General features: G+C 69.4%; 19 protein-coding genes. 16 read left to right on the top strand and 3 right to left on the bottom strand.

The window, feature by feature from the left end; translation table 11 throughout:
* The 12 genes from ccoP to phoY all read left to right on the top strand — a co-directional run.
* The coding region (gene ccoP / locus AC1RJ9_RS11025) for a cytochrome-c oxidase, cbb3-type subunit III (RefSeq protein WP_492839381.1) at positions 1–690 on the top strand (690 nt) is incomplete at its 5' end.
* Between the two features lie 6 nt (positions 691–696).
* Complete coding sequence (gene ccoG / locus AC1RJ9_RS11020; RefSeq protein ID WP_492839379.1) at positions 697–2,190, top strand: cytochrome c oxidase accessory protein CcoG; 1,494 nt, start codon at positions 697–699, stop codon at positions 2,188–2,190.
* Positions 2,187–2,693 carry a FixH family protein gene (locus AC1RJ9_RS11015; protein WP_492839377.1) on the top strand — a complete coding sequence of 169 codons (507 nt, stop codon included), beginning with the start codon at positions 2,187–2,189 and terminating at the stop codon, positions 2,691–2,693. The genes ccoG and AC1RJ9_RS11015 overlap by 4 nt, the downstream gene beginning before the upstream one ends.
* Positions 2,690–4,864 carry a heavy metal translocating P-type ATPase gene (locus tag AC1RJ9_RS11010; RefSeq protein ID WP_492839375.1) on the top strand — a complete coding sequence of 725 codons (2,175 nt, stop codon included), beginning with the start codon at positions 2,690–2,692 and terminating at the stop codon, positions 4,862–4,864. Before AC1RJ9_RS11015 ends, AC1RJ9_RS11010 begins: the two co-directional genes overlap by 4 nt.
* Positions 4,861–5,025 (top strand): cbb3-type cytochrome oxidase assembly protein CcoS, encoded by a 165-nt coding sequence (ccoS, locus tag AC1RJ9_RS11005; RefSeq protein WP_492839374.1) that lies wholly within the window; start codon positions 4,861–4,863, stop codon positions 5,023–5,025. The genes AC1RJ9_RS11010 and ccoS overlap by 4 nt, the downstream gene beginning before the upstream one ends.
* Before the next feature lie 66 nt (positions 5,026–5,091).
* A complete protein-coding gene (ftrB, locus tag AC1RJ9_RS11000; RefSeq protein WP_492839373.1) occupies positions 5,092–5,883 on the top strand; it encodes a transcriptional activator FtrB in 792 nt (263 codons plus the stop codon).
* Positions 5,880–7,241 carry an oxygen-independent coproporphyrinogen III oxidase gene (gene hemN, locus AC1RJ9_RS10995; protein WP_492839372.1) on the top strand — a complete coding sequence of 454 codons (1,362 nt, stop codon included), beginning with the start codon at positions 5,880–5,882 and terminating at the stop codon, positions 7,239–7,241. Before ftrB ends, hemN begins: the two co-directional genes overlap by 4 nt.
* Before the next feature lie 55 nt (positions 7,242–7,296).
* Positions 7,297–7,647: a hypothetical protein gene (locus AC1RJ9_RS10990; RefSeq protein ID WP_492839371.1), complete on the top strand. Its 351-nt coding sequence runs from the start codon at positions 7,297–7,299 to the stop codon at positions 7,645–7,647.
* Between the two features lie 51 nt (positions 7,648–7,698).
* Positions 7,699–8,934 carry a TolC family protein gene (locus tag AC1RJ9_RS10985; RefSeq protein WP_492881617.1) on the top strand — a complete coding sequence of 412 codons (1,236 nt, stop codon included), beginning with the start codon at positions 7,699–7,701 and terminating at the stop codon, positions 8,932–8,934.
* A complete protein-coding gene (locus tag AC1RJ9_RS10980) occupies positions 8,931–10,079 on the top strand; it encodes an efflux RND transporter periplasmic adaptor subunit (protein ID WP_492839368.1) in 1,149 nt (382 codons plus the stop codon). Before AC1RJ9_RS10985 ends, AC1RJ9_RS10980 begins: the two co-directional genes overlap by 4 nt.
* Before the next feature lie 2 nt (positions 10,080–10,081).
* Complete coding sequence (locus AC1RJ9_RS10975) at positions 10,082–13,258, top strand: efflux RND transporter permease subunit (protein WP_492839367.1); 3,177 nt, start codon at positions 10,082–10,084, stop codon at positions 13,256–13,258.
* A gap of 89 nt (positions 13,259–13,347) precedes the next feature.
* Entirely contained in the window at positions 13,348–15,009 is a 1,662-nt protein-coding gene (gene phoY, locus AC1RJ9_RS10970; protein WP_492839389.1) for an alkaline phosphatase PhoY, read from the top strand.
* A gap of 7 nt (positions 15,010–15,016) precedes the next feature.
* Here phoY and AC1RJ9_RS10965 read toward each other — a convergent pair whose 3' ends face one another.
* Both AC1RJ9_RS10965 and AC1RJ9_RS10960 read right to left on the bottom strand, forming a co-directional pair.
* Positions 15,017–16,363 (bottom strand): sigma-54-dependent transcriptional regulator, encoded by a 1,347-nt coding sequence (locus AC1RJ9_RS10965; protein WP_492839366.1) that lies wholly within the window; start codon positions 16,361–16,363, stop codon positions 15,017–15,019.
* On the bottom strand, positions 16,363–18,195 hold the full coding sequence (locus AC1RJ9_RS10960; protein WP_492839365.1) for a sensor histidine kinase: 1,833 nt from the start codon (positions 18,193–18,195) through the stop codon (positions 16,363–16,365). The genes AC1RJ9_RS10965 and AC1RJ9_RS10960 overlap by 1 nt, the downstream gene beginning before the upstream one ends.
* A gap of 252 nt (positions 18,196–18,447) precedes the next feature.
* On the opposite strand from AC1RJ9_RS10960, the gene AC1RJ9_RS10955 reads away from it, so the two are divergent.
* From AC1RJ9_RS10955 to AC1RJ9_RS10940, 4 genes are all read left to right on the top strand, one after another.
* Complete coding sequence (locus tag AC1RJ9_RS10955; RefSeq protein WP_492839388.1) at positions 18,448–19,782, top strand: dicarboxylate/amino acid:cation symporter; 1,335 nt, start codon at positions 18,448–18,450, stop codon at positions 19,780–19,782.
* 56 nt (positions 19,783–19,838) lie between these two features.
* Positions 19,839–22,901, top strand: coding sequence for a TonB-dependent receptor domain-containing protein (locus AC1RJ9_RS10950; RefSeq protein WP_492839364.1), 3,063 nt, complete (start codon positions 19,839–19,841; stop codon positions 22,899–22,901).
* Positions 22,902–22,985: 84 nt separating this feature from the next.
* A complete protein-coding gene (locus tag AC1RJ9_RS10945) occupies positions 22,986–24,329 on the top strand; it encodes an alpha/beta hydrolase (protein WP_492839362.1) in 1,344 nt (447 codons plus the stop codon).
* 134 nt (positions 24,330–24,463) lie between these two features.
* Positions 24,464–25,090 carry a glutathione S-transferase family protein gene (locus tag AC1RJ9_RS10940; protein WP_492839361.1) on the top strand — a complete coding sequence of 209 codons (627 nt, stop codon included), beginning with the start codon at positions 24,464–24,466 and terminating at the stop codon, positions 25,088–25,090.
* Positions 25,091–25,094: 4 nt separating this feature from the next.
* On the opposite strand, the gene AC1RJ9_RS10935 is transcribed toward AC1RJ9_RS10940, so the two are convergent.
* Complete coding sequence (locus AC1RJ9_RS10935) at positions 25,095–26,114, bottom strand: serine hydrolase domain-containing protein (RefSeq protein WP_492839360.1); 1,020 nt, start codon at positions 26,112–26,114, stop codon at positions 25,095–25,097.
* Between the last annotated feature and the right edge of the window lie 300 nt (positions 26,115–26,414).

Raw genomic sequence — 26,414 nt, 5'->3', positions numbered from 1 at the left:
TACACCAAGGGCCTGCTGCACCAGTCCGACCGGGCCGCCGTGGGCCACGAGCTCAAGGCGCTGGACGTCCAGCGCGGCGCGGGCGCGGCCCAGCTGCGCACCGCCAGCCTCGAGCAGATCGAGCAGGATCCCAAGCTGCAGGCCTACGCCCAGCAGGTCGGCCAGTCGGTGTTCGGCGACAACTGCGCCACCTGCCACGGCATCGGCGGCACCGGCGGCAAGGGCTATCCCAACCTGCGCGACGACGTCTGGCTGTGGGGCGGCAAGCTGGAGGACATCCAGTACACCATTACCCACGGCGTGCGCACCGGCGCGGACGGCGCGCGCATGTCGCAGATGCCCGCCTTCGGCCGCGACGAGCTGCTCAAGCCCGAGCAGATCGACGACCTGACCGAATATGTCGTCCACCTGTCGAACCGTCCGGCCGACGCTGGAGCCATCGCCCGCGCCAAGCCGGTCTTCGACACCCAGTGCGTGGCCTGCCACGGCCTGGAAGGCAAGGGCGACCAGACCCTCGGCGCCCCCAACCTGACCGACAGCGAATGGCTCTACGGCGCCGACCGCGCCGCCATCCGCGGCCAGATCTTCGCCGGCAACGGCGGCGTCATGCCCACCTGGAGCGGCCGCCTCAGCCCCGAGACCATCAAGGCCATCGCCGTCTACGTCCACGCCAACGCCGCCGGACAATAACCGGCCATGCCAACCCTCATCGACAACACCAAACCCAAAACCGAAAACCGGACGGCGGTCTCAGCCGCCGCCCGGGCCAAGGACAAGGGCGCGCCCAAGGGCGGCGGCCTCTACAAGCCGCGCGAGCCGATCTATCCCAAGCTGGTCCACGGGACGTGGCGCAGGGTGAAGTGGGCGCTGCTCATCGCCACCCTGTCGATCTACTACGTCACCCCATGGATCCGCTGGCGCCGACCCGAAGGCTTCCCGCAGCAGGCCGCGCTGGTCGACTTCACGGGCGGCCGCTTCTACTTCTTCGACATCCAGCTGTGGCCGCAGGACGTCCATATCATCACGGGGCTGATGGTCGCCGGCGCCCTGGCCCTGTTCCTGGTCACCGCGCTGTTTGGCCGACTGTGGTGCGGCTATACTTGCCCCCAGACCGTCTGGACCGACCTCTTCATCGTCGTCGAGCGTCTGTTCGAGGGCGACCGCAACGCCCGCATGCGCCTGGACGCCGCGCCGATGTCCTTCGACAAGCTCTGGCGCAAGGCGGGCAAGCATCTGACCTGGCTTGGCATCGCCTTCGGCACCGGTGGGGCGTGGATCTTCTATTTCCATGACGCCCCGACCCTGATCCGCACCTTCTGGATCGGTCAGGCCCCGGCCACGGCCTATGTCTCCTGCGCCTTGCTGACGGTGACTACCTATGTCTTCGCCGGCTGGATGCGCGAGCAGGTCTGCACCTATATGTGCCCGTGGCCGCGCATCCAGGGCGCCATGCTGGACCAGCACTCGCTGCAGGTGACCTATCTGCGTGATCGCGGCGAGCCGCGCGGCGCGCACAAGAAGGGCCAGGACTGGGCGGGGCGCGGCGACTGCATCGACTGTCACCAGTGCGTCGTGGTCTGCCCGATGGGCATCGACATCCGCGACGGCAGCCAGTTGGAGTGCATCAACTGCGGCCTCTGCGTCGACGCGTGCGACGAGGTCATGACCAAGCTGGCCCGGCCCACGGGTCTTATCGCCTACGATACCGACGCGGCCGTCGCCGCCCGCGCCTGCGGGCGCAAGTCGACCTACAAGCCCGTGCGTTCGCGGACCATCTACTACGCCCTGGCCCTGACGGTGGTCGGCGGCCTGACGCTGGGCGCGTTGATCAGCCGGCCCAAGGCCGACCTCCACGTCATCCGCGACCGCAACCCGATCTTCGTGCGTATGCACGACGGCGCGGTGCGGGACGGCTATACGCTGAAGATCACCAACCGGACCTTCTTCGACCGCCGGTTCGAGATCGCGTTCGACGGCGTGACCGGCGCGCGCCTCAACCAGCCGGGCGCCCCGGGCGCCGTCAGCGTCACCGTGCCGGCGGACCAAGTCGCTTCGGTGCGGGTCTTCGTCACCGCGCCGCCCGAAGCCGAGCTCGCGGCCAGCACGCCGGCCCGCTTCATCGCCCGCGCCGGCGACGTTCAGGCCGACGCCAAGACCGTCTTCCTCTCCGGAGCCGCGAACCCGCAATGACCGCCGCCTCGTCCCCCGAGATCGTCCAGTCCAAGACCGCCAAGCCCATCACCGGCTGGCATGTCCTGATCGCCGTCGTGGCGTTCTTCGCCGTCGTGATCGGCGTCGACACGCTGTTCATGATCAAGGCCTACGGCACCTTCTCGGGCGAGGTCGCCTCCAACCCCTATGAGGCGGGCCTGGCCTTCAACAAGACGCTGGCCCAGCGCCAGCGCGAGGCGGCCTTGGGTTGGACCGCCTCGGTCGAGAAGGCCGACGGCGACACGGTGGTGGTGCGTCTCGTCGACAAGACCGGCGCGCCGCTGGACCGCCTTTCCATGACCGGTGTCCTGGAGCGTCCCGCCACCGAGGTCGGGCGCCAGACCCTGGACTTCAAGCCGCTGGGCGACGGCCGCTATCAGACCCGCGCGCGGCTCGACGGCGCCTGGGACCTGCGGGCCACGGCGCGTAACAGCCGCGACGTCTTCGAGCTGGAAACGCGTCTGCTGGAGCCCGTCAAATGAACGCCAGCCTGACGGTGGATCGCGATCTGGAAGCCTTCGTTCGCCGCGACGAGGCGGGGCGAGGGCGGCTTGAACTGCTGGTGAGCGGCGCTCGCTGCGCCGCCTGCATCCGCAAGATCGAGACCGCTGTCGCCGGCTTGCCGGGCGTCGCGGGCGTCCGCCTGAACCTCACGACGGGCAAGCTGGCCGTCGAACTCACCGGGCGCGAGGCGCATCCGGAGCGCGTCGTCGAGACGGTCGAAGGTCTGGGCTACCGCGCCTGCCTGTTCGATCCGGCCGAGGCTGTCGCCGCGATCGATCGCGAGGGCCGCGAACTGGCCGTCGCGCTGGGCGTCGCCGGCTTCGGGGCTGGCAATGTGATGATGTTCACGGTCCCGGCCTGGGCGGGTCTGTTCGGCCAGGAACTGACGCCGGCGACCCTGACCCTGATGTACTGGATGGCCGCGATCGTCGCCACGCCGTGCGCCCTGTTCGCGGGACGGCCGTTCTTCCGTTCGGCCTGGGCGTCGTTGAAGCGCGGCAAGGCGAACATGGACGTGCCGATCTCCATCGGCGTGATCCTGACTCTGATCGTCAGCTTCTCCGAGACCATGCTGCACGGCCAGCACGCCTATTTCGACGCCGCCGTCACCCTGCTGTTCCTGCTGCTGATCGGGCGCTACCTGGATCACCGCCTGCGCGCCAACGCCCGCTCGGCGGCGCGCGACCTGTTGGCCCTGCAAGCCCCGGTGGCTGTGCGCCTGTCGGGCGAGGCCGAGCACGGCGTGCCCGTCGCCGAGATCGTCGTCGGGGATCGGCTGGTCGTGGCTCCTGGTGATCGTGTGCCCGTCGACGGCCTGGTCGAGGCCGGCCGCTCGGAGATCGACAACGCCCTGATCACCGGCGAGACGGCCCTTGCGCCGGTCACCGTAGGGGCGCGACTGCACGCCGGCGCGCTGAACCTCTCCGGCCGCCTGGTCATGACCGCCACGGCGCGCAGCGAGGACTCCACCCTGGCCGCCATCGCCCGGCTGATGGAGGCCGGCGCCCAGACCCGCTCGGCCTACGTCCGCCTGGCCGACAAGGCCGCCGCGCTGTACGTGCCGGTCGTCCACACCGTCGCGGCCGCGACCTTCGTCGGCGGCTGGGCGCTGGGCCTGGGCCCGCGCGAGGCGCTGCTGCGGGCGGCGGCGGTGCTGATCGTCACCTGCCCCTGCGCCCTGGGATTGGCCGCCCCGGCCGTGCAGATCGCCGCCAGCAGCCGCCTCTTCCGCAGGGGCGTGCTGGTCAAGTCCGGCGCGGCCCTGGAGCGCCTGGCCGAGGTCGATCACGTCATCTTCGACAAGACCGGCGTGCTGACCGAAGGCTGCCCCCGTCTTGTCGACGCGCCGGCCCATCTGGTCGCCCTGGCCGCGCCCCTGGCGCGCGCCTCGCGCCACCCCCTGGCCAAGGCCTTGGCCGCCCAAGCCGGCGCCGGCCCTGTCGCCGCCGATTGCGTCGAGACGGCCGGGCAGGGCGTCGAGGGTCTGATCGACGGCCGCCGTGCGCGCCTGGGTCGCGCGGCCTTCGTCGGCGTCAAGGACGGCGACGCGCGCGAGACCGAGCTGTGGTTCGGATTCGAAGGCGACCTGAAGATCCGTTTCGTGTTCGAGGACCAGCCGCGCGCCGACGCGTCCGAGGCCATCGCGCGACTTCGCCGAATGGGCTTGTCGGTCGAGGTTCTGTCGGGCGATCTCGCGGGCCCGGTGCGCGAGATCGCTCACGCGGTCGGCGTCGCGGACTGGCGCGCGGGCCTGACGCCTTTCGACAAGGCCGCGATCGTGGACGGTCTCAAGGCGCAGGGCCGCAAGGTGCTGATGGTGGGCGACGGCCTCAACGACGCCGCCGCCCTGGCTCGGGCGCACGCTTCGATGGCGCCCGGCGCGGCGGTCGACGCCGCCCAGAACGCGGCGGACCTGGTCTTCACCGGCGAGGACCTCGGCGCGGTGGCCGAAGCGATCGACACCGCCCGGTCGGCCCGCAGTCGAGCGCTGCAGAATTTCGGCTTCTCGGCCATCTATAATGTCGTGGCCATGCCCGCCGCGATGGCGGGCCTGGTCAATCCCTTCATCGCGGCCCTGGCCATGTCGGGTTCGTCGATCGTGGTGTTGCTGAACGCCGCAAGGCCTCGTTTGAGATGGCCCCGCCGATGAACATCATCCTGTTCCTGGCGCCGGCCTCGATCGGGCTTGGCGCCATCGGTCTGCTGGCCTTCTTCTGGACCATGCGCTCGGGCCAGTACGACGACCCCAAGGGCGACGCCGCCCGCATCCTCTACGACCATCTCGACGACAAGCCGCCGGCGGAGGATTGACGCCGATCAAGGTTCGCGATCGTCGAACGCGGCAAGACGGGTTCACCTCATCGTAGAAGGGCCCGCATGTCCCTCGACACCGCCGACCTGCTTCGTGTCCGCAAGCTGCCCTTGTTGGACGCCGCCTCCGCCGACAGCTTCGCCCAGCTGATGCGCGACGCCGTGCTGCGAAGCGTTTCGCGCCGCACCGCCTTGACGCTCGAGGGCGAGGTCAGCCCCTGGCTTCCGATCCTTATGGAGGGCTCGGTCGCTCTGGAGAGCGGACGGGACGGGCAGGGCGCGACCCTGGCCCTGCTGGAACCCTTGTCCACCGTGATGTTGGCCTCGGTGATTCTGGACGTGCCGGCCTTGGTGACGGCCTGGGCCGCCCCGCGCAGCGAGGTTTTGCTGATCCCCGGTGCGGCGCTGCGCCTGGCCGCCCGGACCGATCCCGCCCTGGCCTTCGCGATCTCCGAGGAGCTTTCCGGTTGCTACAGCGGCGTCGTTCGCGCCCTGAAGAACCAGCGGCTGCGCGGTACGCAGGAGCGCCTGGCCAACTATCTGCTGACCCAGCACAGGCGCCAGGACGGCGCGACCCGCCTGACTTTGCCCAGCCGCAAGCGGGTGCTGGCCTCGCTGCTGGGCATGACGCCCGAGAACCTGTCACGCGGCTTCGCCAGCCTGGCGCCGCTGGGTGTCGAGGTCGACGGTCCCATCGTCACCCTGCGGCGGCCCGGTGACCTTGCCTTGCTGGCGGCCGCCGATAACTCGATCGACAATCACGCCCCCTTCGACGCCGCCCACCCGGGCCAGGCAGAGCGCGAACGTCGCCGCTGCAAAGCCATCGATTTCCCGGTCCCCGAGGACGCCCGCCCATGACCGCCACGATCCTGCCCGCCGCCCAACGCCCGCACGCCGAGCGCAACCTGCCGCGCTACACCAGCTATCCGACGGCCCTGGCCTTCGACAGCGCCCATGCGAGCGAGGCCGAGGGCTGGTATGGGGCGACACGGCCGGATGACCGGCTGTCGGTCTATGTCCACGTGCCGTTCTGCCGCCGCCTGTGCTGGTACTGCGGCTGCCACACCTCGATCGCTCCGACCTACGATCGTGTGGGGAGCTATCTCGACGTACTCCGGCGCGAGATCGATCTGGTCGCCGGCCGACTGGGCGAGCACGACGGCCTAGCGCACCTGCACTTCGGCGGCGGCAGCCCCAACGCGCTGCGACCGGCCGATTTCGTCGACGTGACGGCCCGACTGGCGCGCGCCTTCCGCCTGCGGCCCGGCGCCGAGATCGCCGCGGAGCTCGATCCTGGCATGTTGTCGCAAGACTTCATCGCGGCGGTCGGCGAGGCTGGCGTGACCCGCGTCAGCCTGGGCGTCCAGACCTTCGATGCGAACGTCCAGACCTTGGTCAACCGGGTCCAACCCTATGAGCAAGTCGCACGGGCGGTCGAGGGGCTGCGCGGCGCGGGTGTCGGCGGCGTGAACTTCGACCTGATGTACGGTCTGCCCGGCCAGACGCCCGATAATGTCCACGCCTCGGCCCGGGAGGCCGTCGCCCTGCGACCCGACCGGATCGCCGTGTTCGGCTATGCCCATGTGCCGTGGATGAAGAAGCACCAGACGATGATCCGCGAGGCCGACCTCGCCGATCTCGATGGACGCTGGCTGCAGGCCGAGGCGGCCGACGCGGCCCTGGTCGAGGCCGGCTACGTGCGGATCGGCCTCGACCACTACGCCTTGCCTGACGACGCGCTTAGCCAGGCGGCGGCGGAGGGACGGATGCGGCGCAATTTCCAGGGCTATACCGACGACGCGGCGGCGGTGCTCATCCCCATTGGGCCGTCGTCGATCGGTCAGTTCCGCGAGGGCTTCGTCCAGAACCACGTGCCGAGCGACCAATGGGCGGCCCGGATCGCCGAGGGCGAACTGCCGTTGTACCGCGCCTTGGCCGTGGGCGACGAGGATCGCCTGCGCGCGCTGGTGATCGAACGGTTGATGTGCGACCTCTCCGTCGATGTCGAGGCGATCTGCCGGGATCAAGAGATGTCCAGCGATCTGCTGGCCGAGAGTCTCGACGCCGTCGACGCCCTGGCTTTGGCCGGACTTTGCCACCGTGACGGCGCGGTGATCTCGATCCCGGAGACGGCGCGACGCCTGATGCGCGTGGTCGCCGCCGCCTTCGACGCGCGCCTGCCCAAGGCGGCCGACCGGCACGCCAAGGCGGTCTGAACTGTGATTATGTAACGCGTTCTCAAAGTCGCGCCTCGGCGCTATGAGAGCGGTCATGCGGCGCAAAGCGACATGGTGGCGGAACTTGGGAGGCCTTCTGGCCGCCTGTGTCCTGTCCCTGCTCGTCGCCGCGCCGATGACCAGCGCCGCGGCTTGCCTCTGCGCGGCGGACGGGGCCGCGATGACCGCCAGCCAAGCGATCCAGGCCGACCACGGACAGGATAGCGCGCCGTGCAAGGCGGCCTGTTGCCTGGGTGGTCACTGTCATCACGCCGGTCCCGCGCTCGACGCGCCCGTTTCGAGCGTCGCCGCGCCGGCCCTCACGGGCGCCCGTCACGCCATCACGCCGGTCCACGCCCTGCCGTCGCTGACGGTCTCCGCCCTCGATCGACCTCCTCGCGGCTGACGACCCGCGCGCTTTTCGCGCGCCATCGTCATGTCATCGCGAGGAATCTTCATGTCATCGAACCGATGGCCGCTGCGTGCGGCCTTGGCGTCCGCCGTTTGCGGCGCGCTCCATAGCGTGGCGGCGGCCCAGACCGCGCCGCCCCTGGAAACCCTGCTGCGCGAGGCCGCCGCGCCCTATCTGATTGTCGGTGAGGCCGAAACGCGCGCCGCCGAGGGGCGCGCCCAACAGGCCTACGCCCGGCCCAATCCGACGCTGGACCTGCAGGTCGAAAACGTTGGAGGCAACGGATCTTACCGCGACTTCCAGAGCGCCGAGACGACCTTGTCGATCGGCCAGACCCTGGAGCTGGGCGGCAAGCGCGGCGCGCGGGTGGCCACGGCCAAGGCCGAGCTCGACACAGCACGATCGCGCGCTGTCCTAGGCCGTGTCGCCTACGCCCGCGACCTGGTCGTGGCCTATGCGACCGCGGAGGCCGCGAGCGAACGGCTGGTCGTCGCCAGGGAGAGCCATGAGCTGGCCGAGGCCGACGCCCGGGCGGCGCGGTTGTTGGTCGACAACGGCAAGGAAGCCGAACTACGCGCCTTACAGGCGCGCGCGGCGGTCTCGGTCGCGCAGGCCGAGGTCTCGCGGGCCGAGGCGGAATCGGGCGGGGCGCTGGCTCGGCTGGCGGCCCTGACCGGCGGCGAGCGGACCTTCACCGCCGTGACGCCCGGCGCGTTGGACCATGCCTGGCGCCCCTCCGCCGTCACGGCTCAAGCGCCGACGGTCGCCGTCGCCGAGGCCGAACAGCGGGTCGCGACGCGAAAGCTCGACCTGGAACACCGCCGCGCCACGCCCGACGTCACCGTCAATTTCGGCATTCGCCGGCTGGCCGGCGAGGACGCCACCGCCGCCGTGGCCGGCTTCTCGCTGCCCCTGCCGCTGTTCGACCGCAACCGCGGCGCCGTGAAGGCGGCGCGGGCCGAGGCCGACGCGGCGCGGGCCAGGCTGCTCATGGCCCAGGCCGACGCGGTCGCCGACCGCCGCGGCGCCGAGGGGGAGGCGGGGGCGGCCGAACGCTCCGCCGCCGCCGCCCGTGAAGGCGAGGCCGCCGCCCGCGAGGCCTATCGCCTGGCCCGCCTGGGCTACGAGGCCGGCAAGCTGCCGCTGCTCGAACTCCTTTCCGCGCGTCGCGACCTCGTCGCCGCGCGCCAACGCAACGTCGAGGCGCGGCTGACGCGCGCCAAGGCTATGGCGGACCTCGCCCAGGCCAACGGACAGATCGCTTTTGGGGACATCCAATGAACGACCGCAAATGGATCCTCGCCGGCGCGGCCACCGCGCTGGTGACCACCGCCGGCCTGGGCTTTGGCCTGGGTCGCCTGACCGACCCGGCGCCGGCGCGACCTCCGGCTCACGAAGAGAAGGGGGAAGCGCCGCACGAGGAAGACTTCGTGGCGCTGTCCGCCGCCGACGCCTTCAAGGCCGGTGTGCTGACCACCACGGTCGGACGCGGCGGCGGCTCCGAGCTGGTTCTGCCCGGTCGGGTCGCCCTGGCCGTCAATGCCTCGGCCGCCCTCGGCGCTCCGGTGTCGGGGACGGTCGAGCGCGTCCACGTCGCCGCCGGTGATCGCGTGGCCGCCGGCGCGGCGGTCGCCACCCTACGCAGCGCGGAGGGAGCCGGCGCGCGGGCCAGCGTTGACGCCGCCGGCGCCGGGGCGCGCGCCGCCCAGGCCGCCGCTGCTCGTGACCTTCGCCTGCTGGAGGCCGGGGTCGTCGCCCGGCAGGACTGGGAAGTCAGTCAGGCCGCCGCCGACAAGGCCCAGGCCGAACTGCGCGCCGCCCGCGCCCAGGTCGCCGCCCAGGGCGCGCCCAGCGCCGGCGGCCTCGCGACCCTGCGCGCCCCGATCGCCGGGATCGTCACCCGGATCGACGCCCGGGTCGGCGGCTTCCTCGCGCAAGGCGGTCTCGTCGCCGAGATCGCCGACCAGGACCAGGTCGAGTACGTCTTCGACGCGCCGCCGGCCTCGGCCGGCGCTATCCATGTCGGCGATGCGATCCTGGTTCAGCGGCCGGAAGGCGGGGAAGCCAGCGCACGCATCGTCGCCGTCGCCCCCAGCGCGCTCGGCGCTGGCGCGGCGGTCGTGCGGGCCAAGCCGACCACGCCTGCGCCGCAGATCGGCGCGATCGTCTCGGCCCGGGTGATCCTCGCCAAGGGGCAGGGCGGTCTCACGGTCCCGGCCGAGGCGGTCCAGACCCTGGAGGGGCGCACCGTGGTGTTCGTCGCCGAGCCGAAGGGCTTCCGCGCCACGCCGGTCGTGACCGGCCGGACCGCCGCCGGTTCGGTCGAGATCCTGAAAGGCCTCGCCGGCAGCGAGACCCTTGCCGGCAAGGGCGCTTTCCGGCTGAAGGCCGAACTGGGCAAGGGCGAGGCGGGGCACGAGGACTGATCATGCTGAACCGCCTCATCGACCTTTCGGTCCGCTTCCGCTGGATCGTCGTTCTGCTGGCCGTGGCGCTGTTCGCCTTCGGCCTGCAGCAGCTGTCGCGCCTGCCGATCGACGTCGTGCCCGACATCACCAACCGCCAGGTGCAGATCAACACCATCGCGCCGGCGCTCGGCCCCGAGGAGGTCGAGCGGCAGGTGACCTTCCCTCTCGAGACGGCCCTGGCCGGCACGCCGGGCCTGGTCGAGACCCGCTCGCTGTCACGTCACGGCTTCTCGCAGATCACCGCGGTGTTCACCGACAGCACAGACCTCTATTTCGCCCGCACCCTGATCAACGAGCGCCTGCAGGCGGCCCGCGCCAACCTGCCTGAAGGTCTGGAGCCCAGCATGGGACCGCCCGTCACCGGCCTGGGCGAGGTCTATATCTGGACCGTCGAGTTCAAGGGCGCGCCGGCGCGATCCGGGGTCTCCTATGTCACGCCCGAGGGCGAGACCCTGCGGACCGACGTCGAGAAGGCCACCTATCTGCGCACCGTCCAGGACTGGATCGTCGCCCCGCAGTTGAAGACCCTGAACGGCGTCGCTGGCGTCGACGTGCTGGGTGGCTACGTCAAGGAGTACGCGGTCCATCCCGATCCGGCCAAGCTGGCCGCGCGCGGGATCAGCCTGCCGCAGCTGGTCGAGGCTCTGGAGCACGCCAACCGCATCGCCGGGGCTGGCTACGTCCAGCGCGGCGGCGAGGCCTATATCGTCCGCACCGATGCGCGGGTGAAGAGCCTGGCCGAACTGGCCGACACCCCGATCGGCCGTCGCGGCGGCGCGGTCGTCAAGGTCTCGGACGTCGCCACGGTCGCCATCGGCCATGCCCCCCGCCTGGGCTCGGCCAGCGAGAACGGCCGCGAGGTGGTGATCGGCACGGCCCTGATGCTGGTCGGTGAGAACAGCCGCACCGTCGCCGCCCGGGTCGACGAGCGCCTCAAGGCCATAGCGCCCAGCCTGCCGCCCGAAGTGATCATCAAGCCCGTGCTGGATCGCACCCGGCTGGTCGACGCCACGATCCGCACGGTCGAGCACAACCTGACGGTCGGGGCCCTGCTGGTCATCGCGGTGTTGTTCTTCGCGCTGGGGAACTTCCGCGCCGCCTTGATCACGGCGTTGGTCATCCCGCTTTCGTTCCTGATCGCCGCCATCGCCATGCGGCGGTTCGGAATCAGCGGCAATCTGATGAGCCTTGGGGCGCTGGACTTCGGTCTGATCGTCGACGGCGCGGTCGTGGTGATCGAGAACACGCTGGGACGCCTGGCTCAGCGCCGCGACACCGAGGGACGCGCTCTGACCGCCGCCGAGCGCCTGTCGATCGCCGTCGACGCGGCCAAGGAGATGGCGCGCCCCGCCGCCTTCGGCCAGGCGATCATCCTGCTGGTCTACGCCCCGCTGCTGACCTTCGAGGGCGTCGAGGGCAAGATGTTCACGCCGATGGCCGCCACGGTGATGTTCGCGCTGGCTGGCGCCTTCGTGCTGTCCCTGACCCTGGTCCCGGCCCTGACCGCCCTGGCGGTGCGCGAGCCGAAAGGTCACGGCGAGACCAAGGCCATGGCCGCCATCCGCACGCGCTTCGAGCCGGTGCTGCGCGCGGCCGTGGCGCGTCCGAAGGCGGTGGCCGGCGGTGCGGTCCTGGCGCTGGCGCTCGGCGTCATCGCCTTCTTCGCCCTTGGTCGGGAGTTCGCCCCGACGCTCGATGAAGGCGATCTGCTGGTCCAGGCCAGTCGCGTCCCCTCGATCTCGCTTGAGGAGAGCCAGGCCATGCAGTTCGAGGTCGAGAAGGTGCTCTCGGCCCAGCCCGAGGTGGCCCTGGTCTTCACCCGCACCGGCACCGCCGAGATCGCCTCCGACCCGATGCCGCCGAGCGCCTCGGACACCTTCGTGATCCTGAAGCCGCGCAAGGACTGGCCCGATCCGAGCCTGCCGAAGGCCAAGCTGGTCGAGCGCATGGAGGGCGACCTCGGCAAGCTGATTGGCAACGCCTATGAGTTCACTCAACCGATCCAGATGCGCTTCAACGAGCTGATCGCCGGCGTGCGATCGGACGTGGCGGTGAAGGTCTATGGCGACGACTTCGCCGCCATGAGCCGGACCGCCGACCAGATCGCGGCGACGCTGCGCAAGGTCGCCGGCGCGGCGGATGTGAAGGTCGAGCAGATCTCCGGCCAACCGACGATCACCGCCAGTGTCGACCGTACGGCCGCCGCCGCCTTGGGCGTCCACGCCAGCGACGCGGCCGACGCCCTCGAGATCGGCCTCGGCGGTCGCGAGGCCGGCCATATCCTGGAGGGCGACCGCCGCTTCGACGTAGTCGTGCGGCTGGACGACGCCTCGCGCGCCGATCCGGCCGTGATGGGCCAGTTGCCGGTCGTATCGGAAAGCGGAGAAGGCTCGACGGCCATCCCGCTGTCCAGCATCGCCCGCTTCGACACCGCCGAGGGCCCCAATCAGGTCAGTCGCGAGAACGGCAAGCGGCGGATCGTGGTCCAGGCCAATGTCCGGGGCCGCGACCTGGGCGGCTTCGTCGCCGACGCCCAGGCCGCCGTGACGCGCGAGGTCAGGCCAACACCCGGCTCCTGGCTCGAATGGGGCGGTCAGTTCCAGAACCTGGAGCGGGCCAGCGCGCGATTGGCGATCATCGTGCCGGTCGTGTTCCTGGTCATCGTCGTGCTGCTGTTCTTCGCCCTTGGCTCGGCGACGGAGGCGGCGCTGGTCTTCGGCTGCGTGCCCTTGGCCCTGGTCGGCGGCGCGCTGGCGCTTTTGCTGCGGGGGATGCCGTTCTCGATCTCGGCGGCGGTCGGCTTCATCGCCGTCTCAGGCGTGGCGACGCTGAACGGACTCGTGCTGATGCAGAGCATCAAGCAGCGGATGGAAGGCGCAAGCGACATCGCTGCCGCGGTAATCGACGGCGCCGTCGGCCGCTTGCGAGCGGTCCTGACCACGGCGCTTGTGGCGATCCTGGGGTTCATTCCGATGGCCCTGGCCATCGGCCCCGGGGCAGAGGTCCAGAAGCCCCTCGCCACTGTGGTGGTTGGCGGCCTGCTGACCTCGACCGTGCTGACCCTGCTGGTGCTGCCGAGCTTCTATGTCTGGCTGGCGGAGCGTCGGGGCTCACGCCCGAATCTCACGCAAGGATGAGATGAGAGTCGCCCGGATCGTTTCAATCCTTGCGCGGATGGGCGGTTCGGGCGAAATCGCTTCGAATGAACAAGATGCTTACCTGCGGCCTGTTCGCCGCCGCCATGTCGACCGGCTTGACCGCCCACGCGTCCACGATCTCGGCCAAGCCGGATCCGAAGTTGGTCGTGGTCATCTCGATCGACCAGTTCAGCGCCAACCTCTACGCCCAGCACCGGCCGGAGTTCACGGGTGGGCTGAAGACGCTGAGCAGCGGCGTCGTCTATCCGAACGGCTACCAGTCGCACGCCTTCACCGAGACCTGCCCGGGCCACTCGACCCTGCTGACCGGCAAGCATCCGAACAAGACCGGCATCAGCGCCAATGACTGGTACGACCTGGCCACCGGCAAGACGGTTTACTGCCTGGCCGATCCCAGCGCGACGCCGGCCGACAATCCGAAGGGGCGGGCGGTGTCGCCGGCCAATATGGTCGCCACCACCTATGGCGACTGGCTGAAGGCCGTATCGCCGAAAAGCCGGGTGTTCGGCGTGTCGGGCAAGGATCGCGGGGCGATCACCATGTCGGGTCACCAGGCCGACGGCCAGTTCTGGTACCAGCCGGGTTTCGGCTTCACGACCTGGGTCGCCCAGGGCCAGACGGCGGAAGAACGCTTGAAGCCCGTCGCCGCCTTCAACGCCAGGCTGGCGGCGGATCTGAAGAAGCATCCTTATGTCTGGGACTACGACAAGAAGCTGATCGGCGGCTCGGCCAAGCGTTGCCAGGCGCTGGAGGCCGACTACGAGACCGGCGGTCGCAAGTGGCGCGCGGCCCTGCCGATTCCGGTCGCGCCCGACGAGGCCGGCCAGCAGCGCGATCTCTATGCCAGCCCCTATACCGACCAGGTGACCCTGGAACTGGCCCAGACCCTGCGCGAGACGTACGCCTTAGGTGACGGCTCGCAGGTCGACGTGCTGACCGTCAGCCTGTCGGCCACCGACTTCATCGGCCACCGCTTTGGTACGCGCGGTCCGGAGATGTGCGACCAGATCGCCCGCCTCGACGACCGCCTGGGCGCGTTCCTCAAGAGCCTGGACAAGGTCAGGGGCGGGGTCCTGGTCGTGCTGGCCGCCGACCACGGCGGAGCCGACTTCGCCGAGCGCCTGCATGACGAGGGCTATGACAGCGAGCGCGTGATCGGCAAGCCGTGGGTCGCCGGGCTGAACGCCCACCTGCGCAAGGATCTCGACTTGTCGTGGGATCCGCTGATCGCCGACGGCGGCATAGACCAGATCTACGTCGTCGGACCGGATCGCAAGACGCCCTCGATCACCGACCGCGCTCGCATCACCGCCGCGGCCCTGGCCTTGATCCAGCGTGATCCGGCCGTGGCCGAGGCCTTCGATTCCAACGCCATTCTGACCCTGGCGCCAGCGCCGGCCGACGCCGCGATCGAGGAACTGTCGGTGGCCGAGCGCGTGCGTCGCAGCGTCTATCCGGGCCGGGTCGGGGATATACTGATCGCCTTCAAGCCCAACCGCGTGCCGGCCGCGGCGGGCGCGACCTATGTCTCGACCCACGGCAGCCCCTGGGACTACGACCGGCGCGTGCCGATCCTGTTCTGGTGGAAGGGCGCGACGCCGCACGAGCGGGTGCTGCCGCTGGACACGGTCGACATCGCCCCAACCCTCGCCGCCGCCACGGGGATCAAGCCGCCAGCCGACATCGACGGCGTCTGCCGGCCGCTCGTCTACGGCCAGCCCTGCCGATAGCAGGCTGCTAACGCGACCGGCGACGATGCCGGGCCAGATCGATGCCGTGGCGCTCGATCTTGTCGTAGAAGGTCTTGCGCGGAATGCGCAGGACCTCCAGCGCCTTGCGGACGTCGCCTTCGCCGGCGGTGAGGGCTTCCTCGATCAGGTGCGCCTCGTAGGTGGCGACGCGCGCCGGCAGGGGCGGCGGCGGATCCGCCCGCGGATCGCCGCCCTGGTCCGCCAGGCCTAGCGCCACCCGCTGGGCGTAGTGGCTGAGTTCGCGGACATTGCCGGGCCAGTCGTGGTTGTAGAGACGCCAGCGGATCTTGTCGTCGATCTTGGGCGGCTCGCCCTCCAGCCGTTCGCGGGCTCGGGCCAGGAAGTGGGCGAACAGCAACGGGACGTCTTCGCGCCGCTCGCGCAGCGGCGGGATGCGGATGCGCACGACGTCCAGGCGGTGGAACAGGTCCTCGCGGAAGGCTCCGGCGGCGACGGCGTCCGAGAGGTCCGACTTGGCGGCCGCGACGACGCGCAGGTCCAGAGTCTGGGCGCGGTTCGAGCCCATCGGCGTGATCTCGCGCTCTTCCAGCACCCGCAGGAACTTGCCCTGCGCCTCGGGGGCCAGGGTCTCGATCTCGTCGAGGAACAGGGTGCCGCGATCGGCTTGCTGGATGCGGCCGGCCCGCTGGCGCACCGCGCCGCTGAACGCGCCCAGCTCGTGGCCGAACAGCTCGCTGTCCAGGGCCACGGCGGGCAGGGCGGCGCAGTCGACGGCGACGAATTCGCGGTCACGGCGGCGGCCCCAGGCGTGCAGGGCGCGGGCGGCCAACTCCTTGCCGACCCCGGTCTCGCCCTCCAGCAGTACGTCGACATCGGCGTTCGCCAGCTGTCGTAGCGTGGCGCGCAATCGCTCCATGACCGCCGTCTGGCCGATCAGCGGCCAGTCGCTCTGGGCCTCGACGGCGAGAGTGCGCAGGGTGCGATTCTCCAGCACCAGCCGACGCTTCTCCATCGCGCGGCGGACGCTGCTGACCAGGCGTTCGGGGGCGTAGGGCTTGGCTACGAAGTCGTAGACGCCGTCATGCATGGCTTCGACCGCCTCGGAGACGTCGGCGTGGCCTGTGATCAGGATGACCGGCAGATCCTCGTCCTGGGCCTTGAGGCGACGAAACAGTTGGCGGCCGTCCAGACCCGGCATGCGGATGTCGCTGACCACCACGCCTGGGAATCCGGCGGGCAAGGCGGCCAACGCAGCCTCGGCCGCGGCGAAGGCCAAGACCTCGAACCCGGCCAATTGCAGGGTCTGGACATTGGCGTCGCGCAGCACGTCGTCATCGTCGATGAAGGCCACTTGGTTGACGGGAGCAAACATCAGATACGCGCCTTGGGGAGGGACATGACGAAGCGGGCGCCGCCAGGGGCGGGCTCCAGGGAAAGCTCGCCGCGGAACTCGGCGACGATGTCGCGGCTAATCACCAGGCCGAGACCAAGGCCGCGCGGCTTGGTGGTCGCGAAGGGCGTGAACAGGCTCCTGGCCGCCTCGGGGGCGACACCGGGACCGTTGTCGGCGACCCTGATCCGCACCTGCGCGCGCTTGACCACGACCTCGACGCGGATCTCCGGATCGGGCGTGTCCTCCAGCGCTTCCAGGGCGTTCTGCAGCAGATTGACCAGCACCTGCTCCAGCCGGAAGCGCTCGGCCATCACGCGGGCGGCCTCGTCGGCCTCGTCGCGGATCACCCGAACGTTCTGCTGACGCACGCGTGGGCCGACCAGCAGCAGGGCGCCATCGATGGCGTCGCGCACGGTCACCGGCGCGGCGGGCGCGCTGGACTTGCGGGCGAAGGCGCGCAGTTCGTCGGTGATCAGACCGATACGCTCGGTCAGGCCGGCGATGAGGCCGAGATTGGCCCTGGCGGTCTTGTCGTCGGCGCGATCCAGGAAGGCGGCGGCGTTGTCAGCATAGGCGCGGATGGCGGCGACCGGTTGGTTGATCTCGTGCGCCACGCCGGCGGCGATCTGGCCCAGGGTGGCCAGCTTGTTCGACTGGACCAGCTCGTCCTGCATCAGGTGGACGTGGGCCTCGGCGCGGCGACGCTCCTCGATCTCGACGACCAGGCGCTGGTTGGTCTCGCGAAGCTCGGTCGTGCGCTCGGCGACGCGCGCCTCCAGCTCCAGCCGGGCGGCCTCCTGCCGGGCGGCGCGGAGGCTGGCCTGGCCGCGCCAGCGCAGGATGGCGAAGGCGACGCCGCAAACGACCAGGCCGACCAGCAGGGCGATGGCGCGCGCCCCGGCGACGGCGGCCCGCAAGGCTTCGCCCACGGGCGTGAAGGTGAAGACCGTCCAGCCGGCGGCCCCCAGGTCGGCGCTGGCGGCCATGAAGCGCGTATCACCGTCCGCCGCCGCCGTGGTCAGGACCGGCGGCCGGCCGGCCGCGGGCGCGGGCGTGGCCTTCAGCACCGCGAACGGGGCGTCTCCGAAGCGGTGCTCGGTGCGCAGTTGTTCCTGCTCGGCGCGGGGCAGACGCGTGAGGGTCGAGAACCGCCAGGCCGGGATGGAGGTCACCAGGATCACGCCGCGCGGGTCGGCGACGAAAGCGGGTTCGGCGGAAGACCACTCGGCCTCCAGCGCCTCGAACTCGACCTTCACGACCACGACGCCGAGCATGCCCTCGCGCCCCTCGACGCGGCGGGACATGAACAGGCCTGGCCTGCGGCTGACCGTGCCCAGCGCGAACAGCTCGGCGACGCCCTTGGCGCTGGCTTCCTTGAAATAGGGGCGGAAGCTGTAGTCGGAACCCACGAAGCTGGTCGGCTCGCGCCAGTTGCTGGCGGCGATGGTCTTGCCCTTGGCGTTCAGCACATAGATCACCGCCGCGCGCGTGCCGCCGCTCAGGGTCTCCAGCTTGCGGTTCAGGGCGTCGATGCCACGCGGATCGGCCGAGCGCAGGGTCTCGGCCACGTCAGGGTCCTGGGCCAGCACGAAGGGCAGCGAGCGGTGCTTGGCCAGTTCACTGCGCAGTACGGCCGCGTGCAGGGTGGCGGAGGTCTGGGCCTGACGCGCCAGGTCGGCCTCGGTGCGCCGTTCGGCGACCGCGCCCGCGAAGCCGACGACCGCCGCCAGGATGATCACGCTCACCGCGAAATAGGCCGCCCAGCGAAGGGCGATCGGGTCGGCGAGATTCGGCGACCGCAAGGTCGTCATCGACGGGCTTCCAGGGTTTGTGTGGATTCTCGCACAAATGCCGGATTTGGTGTGAGGATTTTCGCAGTCAGCGAAGCGGGCCGTCTCGCCTTCGAAGATAAAATATCAAATAGAAGCAATGTCTTGTGGCTTTTCTTCATGCCGCTTGCGTGGACTTCCGCCTGAAAGGATCGTCTATCCAGGCGTCCTGGCAAAGGGGCGCGGGGTGGAAACGCGGCCAACAGGCCAGTCCGAGAGGCGACAGTGAAGACGATCCAACCGGCCGCGCCCGCGCGAACTCCCGAGCGATCCAAGCCGTTCTTCCAGCACCTCTATTTCCAGGTGCTGCTCGCCATCGTCCTGGGCGGCGCCATCGGCCACTACTATCCGGAGATGGGCCAATCGCTGAAGCCGCTGGGCGACGCCTTCATCAAGCTGGTGAAGATGGTCATCGCCCCGGTGATCTTCCTGACTGTCGTGACCGGCATCGCCGGCATGCGCGACCTGGAAAAGGTCGGCCGCGTGGCCGTCAAGGCGTTGGTCTATTTCCTGGTCTTCTCGACCCTGGCCCTGATCGTCGGCCTGATCGTCGCCAATGTCGTCCAGCCGGGCGCGGGCATGAACATCGATCCGGCCACCCTGAAGACCGACAAGGTCGCCGAATACGCCGCCAAGGCGCATGACCAGACCGTTGTCGGCTTCCTGATGCACATCATCCCGGACACCGTGGTCGGCGCCTTCGCCGAGGGCGAGATCCTGCAGGTGCTGCTGATCTCGATCCTGTTCGGCCTGTCGCTGACCCTGGTCGGCGAGCCGGCCCGGCCCGTGGTCGACTTCCTGGAACTGGTCGCCCAGGCCTTCTTCAAGTTCGTGCACATCGTGATGAAGGCCGCCCCGATCGGCGCCTTCGGGGCCTTCGCCTTCACGATCGGCAAGTACGGCATCGCCTCGGTCGCCAACCTGGCCATGCTGGTCGGCACCTTCTACCTGACCTCGGCGCTGTTCGTGATCGTGGTGCTGGGCGCGGTGGGTATCGCCAACGGCTTCTCGATCTTCAGCCTGATCCGCTACCTGAAGGCCGAACTGCTGCTGGTGCTGGGAACCAGTTCGTCGGAAGCCGCGCTGCCCAGCCTGATCGAGAAGCTGGAAAAGGCCGGTTGTCCGAAGTCGGTCGTCGGTCTCGTCGTCCCGCTGGGCTATTCGTTCAATCTGGACGGCACCAACATCTACATGACCCTGGCGGCGCTGTTCATCGCCCAGGCCACCGGCGTTCATTTGTCGTGGGAGCAGCAGGCGCTGCTGCTGGGTGTGGCCATGCTGAGCTCGAAGGGCGCGGCGGGCGTGACCGGCGCGGGCTTCATCACCCTGGCCGCGACCCTGTCGGTGGTCCCCTCCGTTCCGGTGGCCGGCATGGCCCTGATCCTGGGCGTCGACCGCTTCATGTCCGAGTGCCGGGCGCTGACCAATTTCACCGGCAACGCGGTGGCGGCGATCGTCGTCTCGCGCTGGGAGCGCGGCCTGGACGTCGCGGCTTTCAAGTCGGCCCTGAACCCGAAGAAACACCCGCCGGCCGCCGGCGGTCCCATCCCGGACCCCGTGCGCCCTTAAGGCGGCCGGATCGAACTCCAGAGTCTAGTCAGAACAAGAAAATTGGGGAGCTAAACGTGACGCACCAAACCCTCCGCGGCTATCGCCGCCGCCTCGTCCAAGGCGCGGCCCTGGCCAGCCTGCTGATCGCCACCGGCGCCGCCGCCCAGGAAGCCGCCGACACCAAGGTCGAAGAAATCATCGTGGTCGGCAGCCAGATCAAGGGCGCCAAGACCACGGCCGCGCTGCCGGTGACCGTGCTGGACAACAATCAGATCGCCGCCACCGGCGCGGTCTCGGGCGACGACCTGTTCCGCTCGATCCCGGCGATGGGCGACGTCTTCATCAATCCCAGCAACGCGGCCCAGACCAGCAACTCGACGCGCGGCGACGTCAATTCGATCAACCTGCGCAGCCTGGGCGTCGGCAACACCCTGGTGCTGCTGAACGGCCGCCGTCTGGTCTCGCACCCGACCAGCCAGTCATCTGGCACCGTGCCGTTGCTGGGCTACAACGCCAACGCCATCCCGACCTCGAACCTCGAGCGCCTTGAAGTGCTGCGCGACGGCGCGGCCGCCATCTACGGCGCGGACGCCGTGGCTGGGGTGGTCAATACCGTGCTGCGGAGCGACTTCGACGGCCTGACCGTCGACGCCCAGTACGGCTGGGCCGAGGGCACGCACCGCAAGGAATACACCAGCAACATCTTCGCCGGCCGCAACTTCGCCGAAGGCCGGGGCAACATTTCGCTGAACGGCAACTTCACCTGGCGCACGGCCCAGCGTCCCAGCGACCGGCCCTATACCGCGACCCAGGACCTGCGCTCGTTGTTCGCCGGTTATCCGGACTACGCCGCCAGCGCCGCGCCCGACAACCGCGGCAACCAGAACTCGTTCGCCAATTTCACGGTGTTCGGCGGCCCCGGCGTCATTCGCCAAGGCACGACGGCGCTGACCACGGCGGCGGGCGCGACCCACGTGCAGCCCAACACCATCGCCGGCTGCGCCACCCAGATCGGCAATGGCCTTTGCCTGGGCACGGGCAACCTGGCGACCGGCAACACCGCCAACGCCTACCGTTACAACGCGGTGCAAAACGACGCGACGACCGTCGCGCCGGAGATCGAGCGCCAGAACCTGTTCTTGAACGGCCACTACGACATCAGCGACGCCCTGACGGCCTATGGCGAGCTCGGCTTCTACCACGCCACGTCCGAGGGCCTGACGACCCAGGGCACCAGCCTGGTGACCATCGGCGTGCCGGCCAGCAACTACTGGAACCCCTTCGGCCCGGTGACCTTCGCCAACGGTACGGTCAATCCTAACCGCTTGCCGGGCCTGACCAATGTGCCGGTCACCGGCCTGCCGGTGACCTTCACCAACTACCGCTTCAACGACCTGGGCCCGAGCAAGGTCGAGGTCGAGAACTATCAGACCCGCTTCCTGGGCGGGCTGAAGGGCGAGCGGTGGGGGTGGTCCTGGGACTCGGCGCTGCTCTATTCGAAGGCCGACGCCAAGGACGAGAGCGACGGCATCGACAGCAAGAAGCTGGCCGCCTCGCTGGCCCTGTCGACCCCCGACGCCTACAACCCGTTCAACGGTGGCTGCCTGGACGGCACGGGCGGTCGTGACTGCACGCCCAGCTCCAAGGCCGCGCTGGACGCCATCCGCTTCCGCCTGAAGCGCCACTCGACCACCACCCTGACCCTGGCCGACTTCAAGGTCTCCAAGCCGGACCTGCTGACCATCTGGTCGGGCGATGTCGGCGTCGCCGCCGGCGTCGAGTTCCGTCACGAGACGCAAGCGGACCGCCGCGACCCGCAGCTGGACGGCCGCACGCCCTTCACCGACCCGGTGACCGGCGCGACCAGCAACAGCAACGTCACCGGCGTCAACGACACGCCCAGCACCAAGGGCTCGCGCGATGTCGGCTCGGCCTTCGTCGAGTTCGCCCTGCCGCTGGTCTCGCCGGAGATGAACATCCCGCTGGTCCGCCGCATCGATCTCCAGCTGGCCGGCCGCTACGAGAACTATAGCGACTTCGGGTCGGTCGCGAAGCCGAAGGTGGCCTTCGCCTGGGACGTGGTCGACGGCGTCCGCTTCCGCGGCTCCTGGCAGAAGGGCTTCCGCGCCCCGAACCTGGAGACGACCAATCCGTTCGCCTATTCGCGGACCAACACCGTCACCGACTATTACCGCTGCGAGGCCGACCTGCGCGCCGGCCGCATCTCGACCTTCAGCGCCTGCACGCGCGGAGTAGGCATCCGCTTCACCACGGCCGGCAACCCGAACCTGAAGGCCGAGGAGAGCGAGAGCTATTCGGTGGGCGTCGTGCTGCAGCCGACCTTCATTCCGGAGCAGTTCGGCCGCTTCACGGTCACTGTCGATCGTTGGCAGATCAAGCAGCAGGGCATAGTCGGCACGCTGGGCTCGACCAACGCCGCCGTGCAGGACTATCTGTTCCGCCTGACGGGCACGACCAACGCCAACGTCATCCGCGCCGCCCCGACGGTGGACGACATCGCCTTTTTCAACGGCACGGGCCTGACCCCAGTCGGCCAGATCCTTGAGATCCGCGACCAGTTCAAGAACCTGCAGCCCCAGACCGTCAGCGGCATCGACTTCGGCCTGAACTGGACGCTGCGCACCGACAAGCTGGGTCGCTTCAGCGCCAATGTCGACGGCACGTACATGGACAAGTTCTCGCAGGAACTGGCCCCGCCGATCGCCGACCTGTTCGCCGCCCGCGCCGCCGGCACGATCAACCCGGCCACGCCGCTGACCGATCCGGGCGACCTGCTGAAGCGCAACGGCAAGCCGAAGTGGAAGTGGAGCGGCACGGGCACCTGGCGCGGCGGCCCGGTTCAGATCGGCGCCTCGGTGATCTACACCGGCGCGGTGCTGGACACCGACCTGCTGTCGACCAAGGGCGAGCCCTGGCGCGTGGAGCCGCTGACCACGGTCAACCTCTATGCCCAGTATCGCTTCGCGCGGAAGGGCTGGGCCAACGACACCCGCATCCGGGTCGGCGCGCGCAACCTGTTCGACAAGGATCCGCCGCTGTCCTCGAACGGCTTCATCGGCTCGCTCTACAACCCCTATGCCCGCTACTGGTACATGAGCGTCAGCAAGTCGTTCTGAGGCTGAGCCCCCCGGCCGTTCCAACATCCTCCCATGGAGCGGCCGGCTTCCCTTCGTATTTGCGTGACGAGGTTTTCGCCGGTGATGAAGCTGTCTCCAAAGCTCTCGGGCGCCGCTCTGGCTTTCGGCCTGGCGATGTCCGCCTCGGCCGCCCATGCCGAAGCGCCCGCCTCGAAGACCTGTCCCGATGGTCTGCCGGCCGAGACCAAATGTGTGGCCGGCCAGGACATGAATGGCGCCTACTATTGGATCGCTATTCCAAAGGCTTGGAACGGAACGCTCGTCCTGCATACCCATGGCGGGCCGCGCCTGAAGAAGCCCAAGCCCGACGACGCGATCGAGGATCTGCAGCGCTTCGCCGTCACCGTCGCCGAGGGCTACGCCTGGGCCGGCTCCAATTATCGCCGTGAAGGCTACGGGGTCCGCTCGGCCGCCGAGGACAGCGACAACCTGCGCAAGCTGTTCTGGGAGACCTATGGTCGGCCCAAGCGCACGGTTCTGCACGGCCAGTCGTGGGGCGGCAATGTCGCGGCCAAGACCGCCGAACTCTACGGCAAGGACGCCGACGGCAAGCTCGTCTATGACGGCGTCATCCTGACCAGCGGCGTGGTCTCGGGCGGCACGCGCGCCTACGACTTCCGCGCCGACTTGCGGGCCGTCTACCAGTACTATTGCGGCAACCACCCGGAGGCGGGCGAGACCCAGTATCCGCTGTGGCAGGGTCAGCCAGTTGGGTCGAAGCTGACCAACAAGGCGCTGGACGAGCGCGTCAATGCGTGTACCGGCGTCGACCTGCCGGTCGGCCAGCGCACCGCCCGGCAGCAGCGTAACCTGACCAACATCCTGGCCGTCACGAAGATCCCCGAGCGCACCCTGGGCAGTCACCTGGGCTGGGCGACCTTCACCTTCGCCGACATGGTCAACAAACGGCTGGACGGCGAGAACCCCTTCACCAATATCGGCGTGACCTACAAGGGCTCGGACGACGATACGGCGCTGAACAAGGGCGTGATCCGCTTCAAGGCCGATCCCGAGGGCGTGCGCAAGCTGGCCGACGACAGCGACCTGACCGGCAAGCTGCTGGTTCCGACCCTGACGATGCACGCCATCGACGATCCGACCGCCTTCGTTGAACTGGAACAGGTGTTCCATGACACCGTCGCCAAGGCTGGCAAGAGCGACCTGCTGGTCCAGTCGTTCACCGACGAGCACGAGCACTCCAAGCTCGCCACGCCCGAATACGCCGCCCTGCTGCGCGCCATGACCGCGTGGATCGAGCAGGGGGCCAAGCCCAGCCCCGCGACCCTGGCCGCCGGGTGCGCCGAGGCCGTGAAGACCTATGGCGAGGCCTGCCACTTCCAGGTCGACTACAAGGTTCCGGCGCTGTCGACCCGCAGTTATCCGCGCGCCAAGCCGGGCCTGAACTAGGCGCACGGACGCCGGCGGCCTTGCCGTGAATTCGTGGGCAGGCGTTCAATCGCAATTCTTGTTGTACGATCGCCGCAATCAGATTGCCCACACCGCCTTCGGACGGCGGCGTGGGCCTAGGCGAGGGGCCCCGGGTGATCGAACTCTATCACTGCCACGACGCGCGATCGTTCCGGGCCCTTTGGACGCTCGAGGAGATGGGGCTGGCCTATCGCCTGCACCTGTTGCCGTTCCCGCCGCGCTTCCTGGCGCCTGAGTACCTGGCCCTGAACCCGCTGGGCACCATTCCGCTGCTGGTCGACGGCGAGACGCGGATGACCGAGTCGGCCGCGATTCCGCAGTACCTGGCCACGCGCCATGGTCCAACGCCGCTGGCGGTCGCGGTCGATGAGCCCGACTACGGCCTGTGGCTGGACTGGATGCATCGCAGCGAGGCGACGCTGACGTTCCCGCAGACGATCGTGCTGCGCTACACGCGGCTGGAGCCTGAGGAGCGTCGGGTGAAGCAGGCCGCCGACGACTACGCCCAGTGGTTCCTGTCGCGCCTGCGCCACCTGACCCGCGCCCTGGCCGACCGCGAATGGCTGTGCGCCGGACGGTTCACGACGGCCGACCTCTGCGTCGGCTACGCCCTGCTGCTGGCCCGCACCCTGGGGCTGGATCACAAGTTCAGCCCGGAAGTCGCGGCCTATTGGGAGCGACTCTCCGCGCGGCCGGCGTTTCTGGCCGCCAAGGCGGCGCAGGACGCCAAGGCGGCTTGAGGCGTCAGCCCAGCGCCTTCGACAGGCGCAGCCACAGCTGCTGGTCGAAGTCCTTGTCGGCGACGGCCTGGCCCAGGCGGACAACGACCAGCTTGCGGCTGGGCGTGACGTACAGACGGCGGTCCAGCGCTCCGAGGGCAGCGATCGTATCGGCGGGAGCGGCGGGAATGAGCGGACCGGGCGTGGCGCGGCCCGTCGCGCGGAGGGTTTCCGAGCCGCCGTTCAGCCACCATAGCCGGCCATAGGCGGAGTTGGTCGCCGAGCGGACGAACATGGCCTTGAGGCTCGCTTCGGAGACGATCCGCTTGCCGTCGGCCGCCTTGCCGCCGTCCAGCACGATCTGGCCAAACCGGGCGACGTCGCGTGGGCAGGTGACCAGGCCCGTGGCGTTGCCGACGCTGGCGAAGGCGGCTGGCCGCTGGCGCCAGGCGGTGTTGCTCATGCCGGCCGGCGCGGTCAGCCAGTCGTGGGTGACGGTCTCGAGCGGCAGCTTGGCGGCGGTGGCCACGACGCGTTTGGTCACCGCATAGACCGGGGTATTGTAGAAAAATCGCGTTCCCGCCGGGGCGACGAAGGCGAGCTTCTCGTCCAGGCCCGAGGCCATCGTCAGCAGGTGGATCACGCGGATCGCGGCTTCCTGCTCGGGCGAAGCCTTGGACCAGCCCGCGCCGATATAGTGATCGACCGGCTTGTCGACATCGATCAGGCCCTTGTCGATGGCGATGGCGACCAGCATCGAGACGAAGCTCTTCTGTTGCGAGGCGACATCCTCCAGCAGGGCGCCGTCCATGGTCTTTCCGTAGGTGAAGCTGGCCTGGAATTGGCCTGCATCGGCCGGCAGAGGCCAGTTCCTTTCGACCAGGGTCTTGCCGTCTTGGACCACCAGGAAGCCGGTGGTGTTCTGGCCGCTGACATAGTCGAGCACCGGCTGCAGGGCCTTGGATGTCGCGGCGCCAAGGGCGGGCGAGGCCGCGAGGAGCCCGACGCTGGCCAGAATGGTCCGGCGTGAAATCGCGAACGGCATGAGCCGGCTCCCTTAAATTTATCAGCCCTTGTCGCAATGTGATCGAGGCTGCTACGCCTCGGCCATCGGACTCTATGGCGGCCACCGCTACTATCATACCGTCGGCGACCAAGCCGGTCGCCACAGTCTTCCGAACGCGATCGACGCCACCTTCTAAGCACGACATCCCGCGCCCGTGTTCAGGTCCACGGCGCGGGAGCGCAAGGAAGGAAGCCATGGCCGGCGCGTGCTCGCCTTCGGGCGCATCGATCATCAAGACCGCATCGAAGGCCGCGCTTACACCCGGGCGAACGCCTAAGT

The sequence above is a fragment of the Caulobacter sp. GW822-FHT07D08 genome, from assembly GCF_058798735.1.
Note: the sequence above shows the minus strand (reverse complement) of the source record. Positions and strands in the feature narration are given on the sequence as shown.